Origin of the sequence: Mesorhizobium sp. M1A.F.Ca.IN.020.04.1.1, assembly GCF_003997315.1 — a bacterium.
GTDB lineage: Bacteria > Pseudomonadota > Alphaproteobacteria > Rhizobiales > Rhizobiaceae > Mesorhizobium.
Genome location: NZ_RZSN01000375.1, coordinates 1 through 1,294, shown reverse-complemented (window position 1 = coordinate 1,294; position 1,294 = coordinate 1). Strand labels below are relative to the sequence as shown.

Genomic DNA, 1,294 nt, shown 5'->3' with positions numbered 1-1,294 from the left:
GCTCTTGCCCGAAGGGGCAGGCGCCCCGCTCCTGCCTCCGAGACCTCGGCGGCGAGAGCGGGGGAGAGGGGGGCAAGGAGAGAAATCGGAGGGGGATCACCCGCCCGAAGGCGAAGCCGACGTGGCGACGCTGATCCGCGGATGCGGATCCGCGTCGATCCTGCACGGAGCGCAGGCCGAAGGCCCAAGCGGAGGAAGGACGGGGAGACCGATTTTCTCCTTGCTGGGGAGAGGGGGCAGCGCTCCCTTTCCCCTCGAAACAAACAATGAGCGAAGCGAAGGCAGCGCAGCCGGCCGGAAGCCAGTTCGCGCACCGCCTGACCGGCTAAAAGGGCAGCAGCAGGAAGTTTAGCATAGCGCCGCCCGAAGGACGGAAACCGGGCCCGACTGCCCCGGCAAGCGGTTGTGTGTAGTATCCGGAGTGATTGACCAATGCGGCCCGTTCGCCCGCGCCGCTCCGAGTATTGGAGCGCTCCGCGTCGCGCGCGAACTCCACCGGAAATCGTCGTCAGATGTCCACCCCTGGGGGAATTGAATGGCCATGACAGACTGGCATGCAGCACCGCCTATGACTGAAGAACAACGGCGCAATGCCACAGCCGACATCGCGGCGATCCTGCGTGGCGAAGAACTCGACATCGCCTGGCGTCGTGTCCGAGCCGCACATCGCTTGGACGCCTACTTGTCGAAGTGTTCGCCCTTGCTTATCTCGGTGATGATTGAGCGCCGGCGCACTACCTTCACTACCTCGTCGGACCAATTCCAGCCGTCGATAGATTGGTTTAGCGCCTCGATTAGCACTTCCTTGGTGACGGGCTTGGTCCGATGACGCTTAATTTCGATGTCGTCAGTGTAGGGGGAAAACTCGTCCTCCAACTCCTCCTTGGCTGCCTTGGTCGCCTCGGCAAGGCTTGTGAAGTAAAAATGCGCCACGTTGTCGAACAACGAATAGGAATAGATGGTGTAGCCCTTCATTCTTCTCCCTCGCGATTGGCGTCAGCGTTTTGATTCTATGTACTCATCAACCACGCGGTCGCCATCATACAGAACATAACGATCCAGGGTTACGCCAACGCGGAACCGACTGTAGAGTTCATGTGCTCGCTTGATAGCCTCTTTGTCGTCGGGCGCTTCAAATTTGCGGCGATGCCGAAGTCGTTCATCCGGTGGCTCTAGAATTTCTAATCGATATTGCGTCATCGCTCACTCCCACGCTTCCCGCTAAAGCTTATAGCAGTTCGACATACGGGGCGATTCAGTCGTGGCGCTCGACCGCAACGGGGAAGATCGACGC

2 protein-coding genes are annotated in these 1,294 nt (G+C 59.8%); both read right to left on the bottom strand.

Translation table 11 applies throughout. The features are described from left to right. Positions 1-678: 678 nt before the first annotated feature. Positions 679-975 carry a hypothetical protein gene (locus EOA49_RS31980; RefSeq protein WP_127242310.1) on the bottom strand — a complete coding sequence of 99 codons (297 nt, stop codon included), beginning with the start codon at positions 973-975 and terminating at the stop codon, positions 679-681. A gap of 21 nt (positions 976-996) precedes the next feature. After that, positions 997-1,200 carry a hypothetical protein gene (locus tag EOA49_RS31975; protein WP_127242309.1) on the bottom strand — a complete coding sequence of 68 codons (204 nt, stop codon included), beginning with the start codon at positions 1,198-1,200 and terminating at the stop codon, positions 997-999. Between the last annotated feature and the right edge of the window lie 94 nt (positions 1,201-1,294).

What these genes read in the sequence shown, in the direction of transcription:
- EOA49_RS31980 (WP_127242310.1), bottom strand. Translation starts at nt 975, where the DNA reads ATGAAGGGCTACACCATCTATTCCTATTCGTTGTTCGACAACGTGGCG.
- EOA49_RS31975 (WP_127242309.1), bottom strand. Translation starts at nt 1,200, where the DNA reads ATGACGCAATATCGATTAGAAATTCTAGAGCCACCGGATGAACGACTT.